The organism is Microbacterium esteraromaticum (assembly GCF_017303215.1).
In the GTDB taxonomy this organism is placed as follows: domain Bacteria; phylum Actinomycetota; class Actinomycetes; order Actinomycetales; family Microbacteriaceae; genus Microbacterium; species Microbacterium esteraromaticum_C.
Map to the genome: position 1 here is coordinate 1,526,151 of NZ_JAEMWU010000001.1, position 14,737 is coordinate 1,540,887.

Here is a 14,737-nt window from a genome sequence, read left to right on the forward strand (position 1 = left end):
GGCTGGAGCCCACTCGATGATCAACGATCACTTCGCTCTCGTGCCGCGCACCGAATTCGAGGTCCCTGGCAAGAGCCATGGACTGATCGACGTGGTGCGCTGGCGCTATCTCTTGCGCCTTCTCGTTCGCACGGGCGTGACGACGCGATACCGCAACTCCGTCCTGGGGTGGGTGTGGTCGTACGTGCGTCCGGCCGCACAGTTCCTGGTGTTCTGGATCGTCCTCGGCATCTTCATGAACCTCGATCGGGTGCCGAACTACGCCGTATACCTGTTTTCGGGCATCGTCGTCATCAACCTCTTCTCCGAGGGATTCAAGAACGCGACGACGTCGATCGTCGGCAACGCTGCGCTAGTACGCAAGGTGTTCCTGCCGCGGCAGTTGTTCGCCGTCTCGGCCGTGATGGTCTCGTTCGTCCACTTCCTCCCGCAAGTCGGACTACTTCTCATCGTGTGCATCCTGATGGGATGGATCGGCCACATCACCATCCTCGGCGTCCTCGCCGCACTTGCCGGCATGGCGATCGTCATGGTGTTTTCGCTCGGACTTGGGTTGTTCTTCGGAGCGGTGAACGTGCGCTTCCGAGATGCGGAGAACATCGTCGAGCTCCTGCTGCTGCTCGCGACGTGGGCTTCTCCCGTGCTGTACGCGTGGACGATGGTCCAGGATGCCGTCGTCGACAAGCTCCAGTGGCCGGCATGGCTCGTAGACGTCTACATGCTCAACCCGATCACGCAGGGCGTTGAGCTGTTCCACTACGCATTCTGGCGCCCGGCCAGCCAGGATCTGGTCGCCGCCGCAGACTACGTAGGCGAACCGCTGACGATGCTCCCGCCGAACCTGCTCGTCAACACGGCATGGACTGCGATGATCGCCGTGGGCACGCTGTTGATCGGGCAACTCGTGTTCCGCCGCCTCGAGGGAAAGTTCGCACAGGATCTATGAGTGACACCGCACGTCGGCCGAGCATCATCGTCGAGGGGGTTCGCAAGACCTTCACGCTGAATCATGCCTTCTCCCTGAAGGACACCGTCGTTTCGTGGATCAGACGCCGCAAGCTCTCCTCGACATTCGAGGCGCTCAAAGGGGTTGACCTCGTTATCGGCGAGGGCGAATCGGTCGCGATCCTGGGGATGAACGGCTCCGGGAAGTCGACTCTTCTCAAGCTCATCTCCGGCGTCATGGCGCCCGATGCGGGTGACCTGCTCACGCGCGGACGCGTCGCCGGCCTGATCGAGGTCGGTGCGGGTTTCCACCCGGAGCTCAGCGGCCGTGAGAACGTCTATCTCAACGCCGCGATCCTGGGGATGAAGAGAGCCGAGATCGACGCGCGATACGACGAGATCGTGGCTTTCAGTGAGATCGGTGAGTTCATCGATCAGGAGGTCAAGCACTATTCGTCGGGCATGTTCCTGCGCCTGGCGTTCTCGGTGGCCATTCACGTCGAACTGGACGTCCTGTTGATGGATGAGATCCTCTCCGTCGGCGACGTGCCGTTCCGTGAGAAGTGCCGCGAGAAGTTCGTCGAACTCATCGCGGCGGGCAAGACACTCGTCGTGGTCAGCCACGACATGGAGATGGTCAGGGAACTCTGCACGCGTGGTGTGGTGATCAGCAAGGGCGAGGTCATCTTCGACGGCGAACTCGAGGGTGCCATCGCCCTGGTGGACGCGTGATCCTGGACTGGGTCGCACAGCTGCCGGTCCTCGGGCTGGGTGCGGCCGTCGTGTTCCTGCCCGGGCTCGCCGCGCTGTGGTTCGTCGGTATGCGAGGGCTCGCCCTCGCGGCATTCGCACCCGTCGTCAGCGTCGCCGTCACCGCTGCAGCGGCCATCGTGTACGGAGTCGCTGGCGTGCCGTGGAGCATCCTCACCTGGCTCCTCGCGGTCGTCGTCGCCGTGGGCGCCGCAGCCCTCGTCGGGCGGTGGGCACCGGGCCGGCTCGTGACCGACGCCGGGCCAACGCCGCGGTGGGTTCTTCCCGTCGCGCTCGTGCTCGGAGCCGCATTCACCACCTGGCGCCTGATCGCCTATATCCAGGCTCCCGATGCCATCTCACAGACCAACGATGCGGTGTTCCACCTGAACGCCCTGCGATTCATCTTGGAGACGGGGGACGCTTCCTCGCTGCACGTGAGCCAGGTGATCGGGGGACGTGGTTTCTACCCCGCCGCGTGGCATGCCCTTGCGGCGCTCGTCGCGATGGCGACCGGAGTCGAGATCGCAATCGTCGTGAACATGCTCACCCTGGTGATCGGGGCCGGCATCTGGACGCTCGGTATCGCGTGGCTGGCACTCACCGTGACTCGTTCCACCGCTGTCGCCGCCCTCGCCGCGATCCTCGCCGGCGCTCTTCAGGTGTTCCCACTGTTGCTGTTCCAATGGGGCGTGCTGTACCCGAACGCCTTGTCCACGGCCATGCTGCCCGCCGCCGTGGTCGTGGTACTCACTATTCCCGACTGGGTGGGGACCGCGAAGCGCGCTGCGACCGTGGTGCGGATCGTGCTTCTCGTCGGGGTCGCCGCCGTAGCCTTGTTGCTGTCTCAGCCTTCCGGTCTGCTCCCGTGGGCGGCCATGTTGGTGGTGTGGGCAACGTCCCAACTCGTTCTCCTCCGCATCCGCCGCGGCGCGCTGGTTCTCGCCCTCCTCGGGAGCTGGCTGGCCCTGGGCGTCATGTGGGTGCTGCTGTCGCGGAGCACCTCGGGCTCGCACTGGCCGCCGTTCCGCGGCAAGGCCGAGGCTGTCCTTGACGTGCTGCTCAACGGTCATTTGCGCATCCCGTTCGCGTACGCGATCAGCGCACTGATGATCGTCGGACTCGTGGAGTGCGTCCGGCGGGTGCACCTGCGCTGGTTCGCCGGGGTGTGGCTCGGAGTCTCCGCACTCTACGTACTCGTCGCCTCGGCCGGTAGAGACATCTTCCGAGAGGACGTTCTCGGCGCCTGGTACGCCGATCCGTATCGGATTTCCGCTCTCTCGGCCGTCGTCGTGATCCCGCTGGCCGCGATCGGGGCCGACGCGCTGATCGGGTGGGCAGTGCGTGCGTGGCGCCCGAACACCGGGAAGGGCGCAACGGCCGTGATTGGCATCGCGGCAGCCTCGGTCCTGATGATCGTGCTGGTCCTGGTCCGTCCGGTAGCGATGCCTGCCGTCACGCAGGATTCCTTCGATCGCGACTCCCGCTACTTGATGACGAACGATTCGTTCCTCGACCCCGACGAGCGCACGCTACTCGAGCGACTCGATGAGAACGTCCCAGGCGACGCCAGGGTGCTCGCAAACCCGTCGACCGGATCCGGGTTCGGGTACATGCTCAGCGGCATCGACGTGTATCCGCGCACCTGGTCATGGCCGGGCAACGCTGCATGGCAGACGCTCGCTACTCGACTGAGGTTCGCCGCCGAGGATCCGGAAGTGTGTGATGCCCTGGCGGAGTACAACTATCCAGAGTTCGTTCTCGACTTTGGGCCGGGGGAGGCGGGGCCCGGGCGCTACCGCGCTGGCGGCATGACTGAGTTCGAAGGCCAGGCAGGGTTCGAGCTTGTCGACGAGGTAGGAGACGTCTCACTGTGGCGGATCACGGCGTGCGCTCAGTAGCCGCCCGGTCATGCTCGGTAGGATCATCAATGATGCGCCCGGTTTCGTTGCCCGTTCTCGTCGTGATTCCGGCGTTGAACGAAGAGGATTCCGTCGCGGACGTGGTCCGCGACGTCATGAGAGCCATCCCTGCGGCACATTGCCTCGTCATCGACGACGGTTCGATCGACGACACGGGCCGAGCGGCGAAAGCCGCCGGGGCCGATGTCCTTCGCCTGCCGTTCAATCTCGGAGTCGGCGGCGCGATGCGGGCCGGCTTCCGGCACGCGCGTGCGTACGGCTACGGAGTGGTCGTCCAGGTGGATGCCGACGGCCAGCATGATCCCGCCGCGATCGCGGAGATGATCGAGGGGTTGGCGAACGCCGACCTCGTCATCGGTGCTCGCTTCGCCGGGCTCGGGGACTACGGCGTGCGCGGCCCACGCAAGTGGGCTATGAAGATGCTCGCCGCGGTGATGAGCCGCGTTGCGCGCACTCGCCTCACCGACGTGACCAGTGGCTTCAAGGCGTCCGGCCCCCGAGCCATCGAACTTTTCGCAGAGGAGTTCCCCGCGGAGTACCTCGGCGACACGATCGAGGCTTTGGTCATCGCAGCGCGAGCGGGTCTGCACATCCAGCAGGTGCCGGTGCAGATGCGTGAACGACAGGGGGGCGAGCCCTCGCACAGCCCGGTGCGGGCTGCGGTCTACCTCGTGCGCGCCTGCGCGGCCTTCGCGCTCGCGATGCTGCGGCCCCGCGCACACGTCGGAGGCAACGCATGAACACCGTGACCTACGTCTTCGGAATCGTCGCTGCGGTGCTGGCGCTGATCGCCATCATCGAACTCATGCGTCGCGGCACCCTGCGTGAGCGCCATGCGGTCTGGTGGTTCATCGGCGGACTGCTGGCGCTGATCATCGCCATCTTCCCACAGACGCTGGGATGGGCGGCGCGAAGCCTCGGCATCGTGCTACCGGTCAACCTGGTGTTCTTCGTCACGATCGCATTGCTCTTTCTGGTCAGCCTGCAGTACGGCGCCGAACTGACCCGTATCGAGGAGAAGCTACGCGTGCTAGCGGAAGAATCGGCGTTCCACGAGCGACGCCTCCAGTCCCTCGAAGCACCGGATGCCACGGACGACGAGACGCCGGCCGGCGCACCGGACGCACCCGAACCCATCGACCCGCAGACAGGAGCGCAGACATCGTGAGTGCGTTTCCCCACGTGGTCATCGCGTCGCGCCTGTTCCCACCGGAGGTGAGTGCGGGGGCGTTTCGTCTGGGCGCTCTCGCCCGTGTGCTGGCAGAGAAGCACGCCGACGTGACGGTGCTCACCACGAAACCACCGTCCCACGCGCCGGAGATCTCGGACGCGGAGGGCGTATCGGTACGACGATGGCCTGTCCTGCGGGATGCCGGCGGCAACGTCCGCGGGTACATCCAGTACCTCAGCTTCGACGTCCCGCTCGCCGTTCGACTGCTCGCTACCCGCTTCGACGTGGCCGTCGCCGAGTCGCCTCCCACGACAGGGCTGGTCGTCGCCGTGATCGCCGCTCTGAAACGTCGCCGATTCGTGTACTACGCCGCGGACGTCTGGACGGACGGCGTCATCTCCATGGGCGCACCCTCCATCGTGGTGTCGCTGATGCGGTGGATGGAACGGATCGTGTTGCGAAAGGCTGCCAGCATTATCTCGGTGTCGGACGAGGTCACTGAGCGCCTTAAGCTGCTTGGTGCCGCTGCGGAACGCGTCGTCACGGTCGGGAACGGTATCGACACCGACGTCTTCACTCCTGACGCCGTTGCCCCATCCGATGAACGGTACTTCGTCTACACCGGCACCATGTCCGAATGGCAACAGCCCGACATCTTTATCCGCGCCTTCGCCCAGATCGCCGACGAGGCCACCGACGTGCACTTGCGGTTCTTCGGTCAGGGCGCCGTCGAACAGAATCTTCGCACGCTCGCTTCGGAACTCGTGCCGGGGCGGGTGCACTTCGGGGGGGTGGTGAGCCCACTGAACTCGGCATCCTGGATCCGCGGCGCGGTGGCATCCCTAGTGAGTATCGTGCCGGGCATCGGCTACGACTTCGCCAAACCTACGAAGACCTACGCTGCGGCGGCGGTCGGCACGCCCGTGTTGTTCGCCGGACCAGCTGCCGGCGCAGCGCTCGTGCGGGATGCAGGGCTCGGGCACGCCGTGGATTTCACGCCCGAGGCCGTGGCGGATGCGATGCGTTCGCTGCTCGTCTCGGCCACGGACGGCGGCACAGAACGAGAGCGTCCGCACCGCTCTGGATGGGCACTTCAGCACGTCTCACTGCGCGCCGTCGCCGAGCGTGTGGCTCAAGCTGTCACACAGGTCGCTGGACGACGCACGAGTAAACTCGAACTCATCTCCCGCACGGAACGCCACGGGAGCGAAAGGCAGACATCGTGACTCATTCCTCTGCCGTGCGGATCGTCGAGTCCGCCGACGTCTCGCCGGATGCTCAGGTCGGCGACGGGTCGTCGATCTGGCATCTTGCCCAGGTACGCGAGCACGTGAAGATGGGCGAGAATTGCATCGTCGGTCGCGGGGCCTACATCGGCACTGGCGTCGAGATGGGCGACAACTGCAAGGTGCAGAACTACGCCCTCGTGTACGAGCCGGCACGACTCGCCGACGGCGTGTTCATCGGCCCGGCCGTGGTACTCACCAACGACACCTACCCGCGCGCCATCAACGCCGACGGCACGCTGAAGAGTGCTCACGACTGGGAGCCCGTCGGGGTGACCATCGAGCGTGGAGCGGCGATCGGCGCCCGCTCCACCTGCGTCGCTCCCGTCACGATCGGCGCATGGGCAACAGTCGCCGCCGGTGCGGTAGTCGTGAAAGACGTGCCCGCCTACGCGCTCGTCGCCGGTGTTCCCGCGCGACGCATCGGCTGGGTGGGGGAATCCGGTGTACCGCTGGCGGCGGGCGAAGAGGCAGACACCTGGATCTGCCCGGCTACGGGCGACCGATTCATCGAGACCAACGGAATTCTGACCAAGGAGATCGTGTGAGCGAGTTCATTCCCCCGGCGAAGCCGATCATCGGCGACGAGGAGCGTGAGGCGGTCGACCGTGTCCTGCGCAGTGGCATGGTGGCTCAGGGGCCCGAGGTGGCGACGTTCGAGGAGGAGTTCTCCGCCCACTTCGTTCCCGGCCGTCCATCGGTGGCCGTCAACTCCGGTACTGCTGGTCTCCACCTTGGTCTGCTGGCCGCGGGTGTCGGCCCCGGGGATGAGGTCATCGTCCCGTCGTTCACCTTTGCAGCGACCGGCAACTCCGTCGCGCTGACCGGAGCCACCCCAGTTTTCGTTGACATCGAGCCCGAGACTTTTACGCTCGATCCGGAGGCTGTCGCGGACGCGATCACGTCTAAGACGAAGGGCATCCTCCCGGTGCACCTGTACGGTCACCCTGCCCACATGCGCGAACTGGAGGCGCTCGCAGCCGACCGCGGCCTAGCGCTCTACGAGGATGCGGCGCAGGCCCACGGCGCAGCGTTGGACGGTCGTCCCGTCGGCTCGTTCGGTGAGTTTGCGATGTTCAGCCTGTACCCGACGAAGAACATGACCAGCGGCGAGGGCGGCATGGTCACCACGGCCACCGCTGAGATTGCGCGCCAGGTCAAGCTGCTGCGCAACCAGGGCATGGAGCGGCAGTACGAGAACGAAGTCATCGGTTTCAACGCCCGCATGACCGACATCCACGCAGCGATCGGTCGTGTCCAGCTGACGAAGGTCGACGCCTGGACGGCGACCCGCCAGCAGAACGCAGCCTTCCTCGACGCCAACCTCCGTGGCGTGGTCGTCCCGCCGGTCGCGAACGGTGCGGTGCACGTCTATCACCAGTACACGGTGCGCGTTCCCGAAGACCGCGACGGATTCGTCAAGGCGCTGAAGGAAGAGCACAACGTCGGGGCCGGGGTCTACTACCCGATCCCGAACCACCGTCTGCCCTCGCTAGCCCCGTACGCTCCGGGTCTGGACCTGCCTGCGACCGAGCGCGCGGCCCGCGAGGTTGCCTCTCTTCCGGTGCACCCGTCGCTGTCGCAGAACGACCTGGAGCGCATCGTCGCCGCAGTCAATGCCGTCGCCGGAGCGGGTGCCTGATGGCCCTGCGCGCAGGCCTCCTCGGCGTCGGGATGATGGGACGCCACCACGCCCGGGTGCTGCGTGAACTCGATGGCGTCGATCTCGTCGCCATCGCCGACCCCGGCGGTGACCCGCACGGAGTCTCTGGAGACCTCGAGGTGCTGCCCGATATCGATGCCCTCATCGCGCAAGGCATCGATATCGCTGTCGTCGCCGTCCCGACGCGTTTCCACGAGGATGCGGCGCTCAAACTGTCCGCCGCCGGCGTGCACACGCTCGTGGAGAAGCCGATCGCACACAGCCTTGAGGCAGGGCGACGTATGGTCGCCGCCTTCGCCGACGCCGGGCTCGTCGGCGCGGTCGGGCACATCGAACGCTTCAACCCCGCCCTGCAAGAGCTGCGGCGACGTATCGAAGCGGGCGAACTCGGCGCCGTCTACCAGGTCGTTACGCGCCGGCAGGGGCCCTTCCCCGCACGTATCGCCGACGTCGGCGTCGCGAAAGATCTCGCATCCCATGACGTGGACCTCACCGCGTGGGTGGTGCAATCCGACTACGACCGCGTGTTCGCGCAGACGGCATTCAAGTCCGGGCGCGAGCACGAGGACATGATCACCATCACGGGCCGTACGACGTCCGGCGTCATCGTCAACAACATCGTCAACTGGCTGAGCCCCATGAAAGAGCGCCTCACCGTCGTCACGGGGGAGAAGGGCGCCTTCGTCGCCGACACCTCGACCGGTGACCTCACCTTCTACGCCAACGGCACCATCCCGCTGGAGTGGGAATCCGTCTCTTCGTTCCGTGGGGTGTCCGAGGGGGATGTCACCCGGTATGCCTTCGCCAAGCGCGAGCCGCTGAAGGTCGAGCACGAGGCATTCCGCGACGCCGTGCTCGGACACCAGACGGATGTTGTCACCATGGAGCAGGGATTGCGTACCCTCACCGTTGTAGAGGCGGCGCTGGAATCGGCACGTACCGGCGAATCCAAGACCGTCTGAACTGTTCATGAAGCTCATCCTCACCACGCTCCGACGGCTCATGCCGTACTTGCCGGCGAACGCGCGCCGCTTCCTCATCGGCTACGGTGCGCTGACCGCACTGCTCTCGGTGATTGACGTGATCGCTCTCATGCTCCTCGCGCTCGTGCTCGCGGCGGCCGCCGCGGGCAACGCCGTCTCGTTGCCGGTGGTCGGTGAGCTCCCCCCAGACAGTCTGCCGTGGTTGATTGCCGTGCTGTCCGTCCTCGTAGTGGCGAAGTCGGCAGCCAACGTCGGCTTGCAGTGGGTGGCAACGCGTCGTTTCGCGTCATACGAGCTTGCTATCGGAGAGCGTCTCTTCTCGGCGTACATCCGTGCTCCGTGGACCGAACGCCTTGGACGGAACACGGCGCAGATCGTGCAGATGGCAGACACCGGTATCGCGAACGTGGTCGCCGGATTCCTCCTGCCGGTCACGACCCTGCCCGGCCTCGTCGTCACTTCTCTCGGTGTGGCAGGGGTCATCGTTTTCGCCCAGCCTCTGACCGCACTCATCACCGTGGTCTACCTCGGTGGAATCGCGATGTTGCAGTACGCCGTCCTCGGCAGCAAGACCCGCCAAGCGGGCCGCGTCGCCCGTGACTCGGCGCTACGTGTGGCCGCGTTGATCTCGGGTATGGTCGCTGCGCTGAAGGAGATCACGCTGCGTGGCAAGGCCGGCGAAGTAGAGACGGTTGTCCGGAACCAACGCGCCCTCACCGCACGTGCGCGAGCCAACGTCAGCTTCCTGTCAGCCGTGCCGCGCTTCGTTTTCGACTCGGCCATCATCGGCGGATTCCTGCTCACCGGAGGCGTTGCCTTCGTCGTTGACGGGATCGAGGGTGCCATCGCTGCGATCGCCCTCTTCGGTATTGCCGGATTCCGACTCGTCCCCGCGCTGACCGGATTTCAATCCGTCATCACCAGGACGGTCACGGCCGCGCCGTACGTGGATGCCGTTATCGGTGACATCGATGCCAGTGAGGTGTACCTGCGTGAGCAGGAACAGCTGGGGCAGAAGCCGCTCCCGGCACAGCCGCGCGTGTTGTCCCTGGCGGACGTCGGATTCACCTACCCGGGCTCCGGGGTCCCTGCCGTGGCCGACGTCAGCCTGACAGTGCCGATGGGGGGAACGGTCGGCATCGCAGGCTCCTCGGGTGCCGGTAAGTCCACGCTCGTCGACCTGCTCCTCGGACTCATCACCCAGACGGACGGGACGATCGATATCGACGGCCAGCCTCTGGAGGAAGTGCTCGCCGCCTGGCGGCGCCATGTCGGGTATGTACCCCAGGATGTGACGCTTTTCGACGGCACCATCGCTCAGAACATTGCACTGACCTGGGGCGACGATGCAGATCTCGAACGTGCGGAGCGGGCGGCCCGTAGGGCGCAGCTGTGGGACGTGATCGCCCAGCGCGACGGCGGCTTGCACTCGCGGGTCGGAGAGCGCGGTCTGACGCTCTCCGGCGGACAGCGCCAGCGTTTGGGCATCGCGCGCGCCCTTTACGCGGAGCCTCTCGTGCTCGTCCTCGACGAAGCGACGAGCGCGCTGGATACAAAGACCGAGGCCGATGTCAGCGAGGCGATTCGCAACCTCCACGGCGAGGTCACGGTCATCGCTGTTGCTCATCGACTGTCGACCATCCGCAACTTCGACCAGATCGTCTTCATGAAAGACGGCGGCGTCGCCGCCGCGGGGACATTCGACGAGGTTGTGGCGCTCAGTGACGACTTCGCCGTACAGGCTCGACTCGCGGGGCTCGCGTGAGCCGCATCGTCGCGTCGTTGACGTCCAAGGCACGGATCGCACTCCGCCTCGCAAAGGCGCGGCTGCCCGATCGACTGTCCGTTCTCACCCTGGCTGAGCAGGATCGCTATGATCCCGCCGCGATCCCCGATCCGATTCAGCCGCCCGAAGGGAACGTTCGGGTGATGATCGGCCCCGCGAACTTCGCCGGGCAGGGTCACGCATGGGCACGTGCCGCTGAGCGACTCGACGGGGTTGCCGCGCTGAACATGCAGTATCGGAGCCGTGCGGACTACGGATTCCCCGCGGACTACGCGGTGCCCGAGTCGATCTGGTCGTTCTCACGTCGCTGGGGTGTTCGACAGCGTGCTGCCGTGGGGGCAGGATTCACCCACGTACTCTACGAAGCCGAACGAGCGCTCTTCGGTGCCGCAAACGACAAGATCGTGACTCGAGAGGCGAGGTGGCTTCGACGGCATGGCGTCAATGTCGGCATGATCTGCCATGGCACCGACATCCGATTGCCATCACGCCACCGCGAGATCGACCCTTACTCGCCCTTCCACGACGCGGATCCGGATTGGGTCGCGTCGTTGGAGGCACGTGCCCGCGCGAACCATGCGGTCCTCGATCGGGTCGGTGCCCCTGTCTTCGTGTCCACTCCCGAGATGGTGTTGGATCGACCGGACGCCACATGGTTGCCAGTGGTCGTGCACGCAGATCGCTGGGTGACGTCCGCGCCGGTGCTCAGCCGCGAGGTGCCGGTCGTGCTGCACGCACCCACCAACCCGCAAGTGAAGGGAACCCATCGCATCGAGCCGGTCGTCGATGCGCTGCACGGCGAGGGGCTGATCGACTACCGCCGCGTCATCAAGGTCCCGGCCGCTGAGATGCCCGCCCTGTACGCAGACGCCGACATCGTCCTCGAGCAGTTCGCGCTCGGCATGTACTCCGTGACCGCCGTCGAGGCCATGGCCGCAGGGCGCCTCGTGATCGCCCACGTGCACGAACAGGTGCGCGATCATGTCCGCGAGATCACGGGCCTGGAGATCCCGGTCGTTTCCGCGACGCCCGACACGCTTGACGCGGTGCTGCGCGATGTGCGAAAGAACCGCGAACACTACCAGGAGATCGCGGCCCGCGGCCCAGAGTTCGTGGATGCGGTGCATAACGGCGATCTCGCCGCTCGTGTGCTCGCACCGTTCCTTGGGGCAACGGCATGAAACCACACCTCCTTCTCACCGCATGGGCGTTCCCGCCGGCGCGGACCAGTGGAGTTCACCGTGCTGCCGGCCTAGCGAGAGCCTTCGTCGCGGGGGGCTGGGATGTCACCGTCCTCACCGCCCCGCGGGAGACCTTTGCTCGTCAGGCACTGATCGACGAGAGCGCCGCTGCGGGTCTCGCGACTGCCGTTCGCATCGTCGAGGTGCCGTTCGCCTCGCAGGCGTACGACCTGGACGTCTCCGAGTGGTCGTGGATGCGAGCGCGCCAGCCCGAGCTGTGGAACGGTTTGCGGCTCACCCGAGAACGCAGGAGCTTCCCTGAGCCGGGCTTCGGTTTGTGGCGCCGTGAGCTCGAACGTGCCGCGGAGAACGTGCACCGCGAGCGTGCGGTGGACCTCGCGCTCGGCACCGCCAATCCCCATGTCGACTTCACACCCGGTCATCACCTCAAGCAGCGTTTCGGAGTGCCAACAGTGATGGATTTCCGGGACGCTTGGACCGTCGACGTCTTTAGCGGCAACGATCGTACGGACGCCTCAGAAGCCGAACGCAAGGTCGAGCGAGAGCTTCTCCTCTCCGCCGACCGTGTCTGGTTCGTCAATGAGCCCATCCGGCGCTGGCATGCGGAACGTCACCCGAGTGTCTCCGAACGCATGCGCGTCGTCTCTAACGGGTTCGACCTCGTCGACGGACGCTCACCCGCGGTTCCTTACCGGAGGATCGACGCCGAGGCAGGGCTCACCTTCGGGTACGTGGGCACCATCAACTTCGGGCAGTTCCCCGCCGAAGCTCTTTTCGCCGGTTGGTCTCTGGCACGCTCACAAGACCAGCTGATGGCCAGGTCACGACTCATTCTGCGTGGCCACCTCGGCCGCACCGGGGTGGCGAGCCCGCAACTTCAATCGCTCCTCGACGCGGCGTCCATCGACGACGTGGTCTACCGAGGCCCGGTCGCCAAATCCGACCTTGCCGATACTTACGCGCAATTCGACGCCCTGGTGCTCGCGCTCGCGAGCGGGCCCGGTGTCACCAGTGGTAAAGTCTTCGAATTCGCTGCTACCGGACTCCCTGTCGTGTCCGTCCACGACCCGGACAGCGCGGCGACGGACATCATGCGAACCTCGCCCGCTTGGGAGGCCAGCACTTCTCTGGAGGCCCAGGACATCGCCGACGCGTTCATTCGCACCGCTCGACGTGCGCGTGAGCAGTCCCCAGCGGAACGCGATGCGACGATCGCGTGGGGTGCCCAGTGGGAACGGGGCGCGCAACTCGCAGAAGGTGTCCGCGAACTGACGGCGTTCGTGAACGAAAGGAAGTCGAAGTGAAGATCGTGATCCTTGCTCCGGGAGGTGGGTACGATGCTTCGGCACTGCCGATGATCCCGACGGACTCTCAAGTGAGCGTCCTCGGATTCGAGTCTTCGCCCGAGGTCGTCGGCACAGTTGTCCCCTTGCAGCGCCCCGGTGGGTGGCGAGCAAAGCTGACCGCCGCCGCGGCAAGGACGATGCTAGGGCGCGTGCTGCTCCGGCTGACCCCGCTTGATCCCGGGGTGGTCTACTGGCGCGCTACGCAGGCCTCTGACGTGGCTCGCAAGGCCATCCGTGACGCTGACCTGCTTGTGGCCTCCGAACGGGATGCCGCCTACGCAGCCTGGAGGTGGCATCGCGCACATGCGAAGGTCGGTCGTCAGGTGGGATCCGTTTTCGGCTACCCGGCCGCGCGGGCAGCGATCGAGCGAGCATCCGCATGACCCGTCCGCACCTGCTTTACACGGCTTGGAGCTTCCCGCCTAGCCGGGCCGGCGGCGTCTACCGAGCTCTCGCGACCGTGAACGCCTTCGTCGACGCCGGCTGGGACGTGACCGTGCTCACGGTGCCACGGTCGATCTTCGTCGACTCCACGGGCGCGGACTTCCGGCTGGAGGAACAGGTGCGCCCCGGTGTCGTTGTCGTGCGCGATGAGCCGAATGTGCCTGCCTACCAGAACGACATCGGTCGCTGGCCTTGGTCGCGGGCACGACACACGGAACTGTTCAAGCTGGCCGACCTCCGCCGTGACTTCCTCCACTTCCCTGAACCCAACTACGGTCGCTGGCGCCCCTCGTTGGAGCGCGCCGCTGAGCGCATCCACCGTGAGCACCGGGTCGATCTGGCCATCGGCACCGCCAACCCGCACGTCGACTTCATTCCAGGCTGGCACCTGCATCGACGTTTCGGCGTGCCCTATGTCATGGACTACCGCGACGCCTGGCAGCTTGATGTCTTCACCGGGCGCAAGCTGATCACCGCGCTACCAATCGTCGATCGCTGGGAAGCGCGCCTCATGGCTGACGCGGCCGAGATCTGGTTCGTCAACGAACCGATCCGTCAATGGCACGAGGCGAAGCATCCCGAGTCCGCCTCTCGGATGAAGGTTGTCGCGAACGGGTTCGAGGAATACGGCGACTCCCTGGCCGTGCCTGTTCGTCCCGGACGCGATGCCGGCCTGGTGTTCGGGTACATCGGTACGATCACCGACAAGGTGCCGTTCCGCGAGCTGGTGGACGGCTGGGCGATCGCGCGGGAGCGCGGGGGCGACATGGCGACCGCGCGTCTGGAGCTGCGCGGATACCTCGGACATTTCGGTACCGTCAGTGAGCGACTGCAGGCGGACCTCGACAGGGCGCGGGGACTCGGCATCACCTATGCCGGGCCGGTTAGCAAGGCCGACATCGCGCGCGCCTACGAGGGCTTCGATGCACTGGTGCTGGCGCTGGGAACCGGTAGGTATGTCACGAGCGGCAAGGTCTACGAGTACGCCGCCACCGGCCTTCCCATCGCCGCGATCCACGATCCGGGCAACGCTGCGACCGACGTGCTGAAGGGGACGCCCGTGCATGTGCCCATCGATGCGGTCACACCCGCGGCGATCGCCACCGCGCTGGAGGAGACGGCACGTATGGCTGCCTCGCAGACTGTGGAAGAGCGCCGGGCCGCGCAGAACGCAGCCGCACGTTACTCGAGGACGGCGCAACTGGCGCCCCGCATTGATGCGTTGCGCCCGTGAGCAGA

General features: G+C 65.9%; 14 protein-coding genes. All 14 read left to right on the forward strand.

All coding sequences use genetic code 11. The features are described 5' to 3' along the window. Positions 1 to 16: 16 nt before the first annotated feature. Genes JF543_RS06900 through JF543_RS06965 form a run of 14 tightly spaced genes read left to right on the forward strand, consistent with a single transcriptional unit; the run spans position 17 to position 14,732 of the window. The gene (locus JF543_RS06900; RefSeq protein ID WP_179411311.1) at positions 17 to 946 is read left to right on the forward strand and encodes an ABC transporter permease; all 930 of its coding nucleotides are present in this window, start codon (positions 17 to 19) and stop codon (positions 944 to 946) included. Beyond that, positions 943 to 1,677, forward strand: a complete 735-nt coding sequence (locus tag JF543_RS06905) for an ABC transporter ATP-binding protein (RefSeq protein ID WP_179411310.1) — start codon at positions 943 to 945, stop codon at positions 1,675 to 1,677. The genes JF543_RS06900 and JF543_RS06905 overlap by 4 nt, the downstream gene beginning before the upstream one ends. After that, positions 1,674 to 3,596 (forward strand): DUF6541 family protein, encoded by a 1,923-nt coding sequence (locus JF543_RS06910; RefSeq protein ID WP_206823434.1) that lies wholly within the window; start codon positions 1,674 to 1,676, stop codon positions 3,594 to 3,596. Before JF543_RS06905 ends, JF543_RS06910 begins: the two co-directional genes overlap by 4 nt. A gap of 29 nt (positions 3,597 to 3,625) precedes the next feature. Further along, entirely contained in the window at positions 3,626 to 4,357 is a 732-nt protein-coding gene (locus JF543_RS06915) for a glycosyltransferase family 2 protein (RefSeq protein ID WP_206823437.1), read from the forward strand. Further along, positions 4,354 to 4,785, forward strand: coding sequence for a DUF2304 domain-containing protein (locus JF543_RS06920; protein ID WP_206823440.1), 432 nt, complete (start codon positions 4,354 to 4,356; stop codon positions 4,783 to 4,785). Before JF543_RS06915 ends, JF543_RS06920 begins: the two co-directional genes overlap by 4 nt. Then, complete coding sequence (locus JF543_RS06925) at positions 4,782 to 6,014, forward strand: glycosyltransferase (protein ID WP_206823443.1); 1,233 nt, start codon at positions 4,782 to 4,784, stop codon at positions 6,012 to 6,014. The genes JF543_RS06920 and JF543_RS06925 overlap by 4 nt, the downstream gene beginning before the upstream one ends. Next, positions 6,011 to 6,622 carry a DapH/DapD/GlmU-related protein gene (locus JF543_RS06930; protein WP_218847982.1) on the forward strand — a complete coding sequence of 204 codons (612 nt, stop codon included), beginning with the start codon at positions 6,011 to 6,013 and terminating at the stop codon, positions 6,620 to 6,622. The genes JF543_RS06925 and JF543_RS06930 overlap by 4 nt, the downstream gene beginning before the upstream one ends. After that, complete coding sequence (locus JF543_RS06935; protein ID WP_206823445.1) at positions 6,619 to 7,716, forward strand: aminotransferase class I/II-fold pyridoxal phosphate-dependent enzyme; 1,098 nt, start codon at positions 6,619 to 6,621, stop codon at positions 7,714 to 7,716. The genes JF543_RS06930 and JF543_RS06935 overlap by 4 nt, the downstream gene beginning before the upstream one ends. Beyond that, on the forward strand, positions 7,716 to 8,699 hold the full coding sequence (locus tag JF543_RS06940) for a Gfo/Idh/MocA family oxidoreductase (RefSeq protein ID WP_423494888.1): 984 nt from the start codon (positions 7,716 to 7,718) through the stop codon (positions 8,697 to 8,699). The genes JF543_RS06935 and JF543_RS06940 overlap by 1 nt, the downstream gene beginning before the upstream one ends. Positions 8,700 to 8,706: 7 nt before the next feature. Further along, positions 8,707 to 10,485, forward strand: a complete 1,779-nt coding sequence (locus tag JF543_RS06945) for an ABC transporter ATP-binding protein (protein ID WP_206823446.1) — start codon at positions 8,707 to 8,709, stop codon at positions 10,483 to 10,485. Then, positions 10,482 to 11,687, forward strand: coding sequence for a glycosyltransferase (locus JF543_RS06950; protein WP_206823449.1), 1,206 nt, complete (start codon positions 10,482 to 10,484; stop codon positions 11,685 to 11,687). The genes JF543_RS06945 and JF543_RS06950 overlap by 4 nt, the downstream gene beginning before the upstream one ends. Beyond that, entirely contained in the window at positions 11,684 to 13,012 is a 1,329-nt protein-coding gene (locus JF543_RS06955) for a glycosyltransferase (RefSeq protein ID WP_206823452.1), read from the forward strand. The genes JF543_RS06950 and JF543_RS06955 overlap by 4 nt, the downstream gene beginning before the upstream one ends. Then, positions 13,009 to 13,437, forward strand: coding sequence for a hypothetical protein (locus JF543_RS06960; protein ID WP_179409013.1), 429 nt, complete (start codon positions 13,009 to 13,011; stop codon positions 13,435 to 13,437). Before JF543_RS06955 ends, JF543_RS06960 begins: the two co-directional genes overlap by 4 nt. Next, on the forward strand, positions 13,434 to 14,732 hold the full coding sequence (locus JF543_RS06965) for a glycosyltransferase (RefSeq protein ID WP_242519410.1): 1,299 nt from the start codon (positions 13,434 to 13,436) through the stop codon (positions 14,730 to 14,732). Before JF543_RS06960 ends, JF543_RS06965 begins: the two co-directional genes overlap by 4 nt. Positions 14,733 to 14,737 lie beyond the last annotated feature (5 nt).

What these genes read in the sequence shown, in the direction of transcription:
- JF543_RS06900 (WP_179411311.1), top strand. Translation starts at nt 17, where the DNA reads ATGATCAACGATCACTTCGCTCTCGTGCCGCGCACCGAATTCGAGGTC.
- JF543_RS06905 (WP_179411310.1), top strand. Translation starts at nt 943, where the DNA reads ATGAGTGACACCGCACGTCGGCCGAGCATCATCGTCGAGGGGGTTCGC.
- JF543_RS06915 (WP_206823437.1), top strand. Translation starts at nt 3,626, where the DNA reads ATGATGCGCCCGGTTTCGTTGCCCGTTCTCGTCGTGATTCCGGCGTTG.
- JF543_RS06920 (WP_206823440.1), top strand. Translation starts at nt 4,354, where the DNA reads ATGAACACCGTGACCTACGTCTTCGGAATCGTCGCTGCGGTGCTGGCG.
- JF543_RS06940 (WP_423494888.1), top strand. Translation starts at nt 7,716, where the DNA reads ATGGCCCTGCGCGCAGGCCTCCTCGGCGTCGGGATGATGGGACGCCAC.
- JF543_RS06945 (WP_206823446.1), top strand. Translation starts at nt 8,707, where the DNA reads ATGAAGCTCATCCTCACCACGCTCCGACGGCTCATGCCGTACTTGCCG.
- JF543_RS06955 (WP_206823452.1), top strand. Translation starts at nt 11,684, where the DNA reads ATGAAACCACACCTCCTTCTCACCGCATGGGCGTTCCCGCCGGCGCGG.
- JF543_RS06965 (WP_242519410.1), top strand. Translation starts at nt 13,434, where the DNA reads ATGACCCGTCCGCACCTGCTTTACACGGCTTGGAGCTTCCCGCCTAGC.